The sequence below is a fragment of the Streptomyces huiliensis genome (assembly GCF_020037025.1).
GTDB lineage: Bacteria > Actinomycetota > Actinomycetes > Streptomycetales > Streptomycetaceae > Streptomyces > Streptomyces huiliensis.
Genome location: NZ_JAIQLH010000529.1, coordinates 1 through 494, shown reverse-complemented (window position 1 = coordinate 494; position 494 = coordinate 1). Strand labels below are relative to the sequence as shown.

Sequence of the window (494 nt, the reverse complement as noted above, 5' to 3'; positions counted from 1 at the left end):
GGGCGCCCCCGCGCCCGACCGGTGGGAGGTCTTCGCCGCCCACCTCGACCTCGTCTGCCTGCGCATCGCCGTCCGCCTGGCCGCCGCCCGCCGGCCCCCGCTGCGCGGCACGGCCGTGCGGCGGCTGGCCGCCAAGGTGGCCGGGCAGGTCCACGAGGCCGCCCGGCAGTGCCTCGGCCCCGGGCAGGGCGAGCTGGAGCGCGAGACGTTCGAGCAGCTCTTCCCCTGGCGCACCGGCTGGGCCTCGGCCGTGCTCACCGAGGGCCTGCTCGTCCCGGCGGGCAGCGGCTACCGCTTCGCCCACGAGGAGTTCGCCGACTGGCTGCACGGCACCCACCTCGACCTGGACGCCGCCCTGCACGCCCTCGTCCACCGCTGGTACGAACCGGAGGGCCCGCCCGCCGAGGCGGCCGTCCGGCTGCCCTCCCGCCGGGGCGGCGGCCCGGCCCGGGCGCCCGAGGGGCACGTACCGCCGCCGCCCGGCTCCCGGCCCC

The 494-nt window shown here is 80.8% G+C and carries 1 pseudogene; it reads left to right on the top strand.

The features are described from left to right. Positions 1-494, top strand: a pseudogene (locus JNW98_RS35670) (serine protease); the annotation flags it as partial.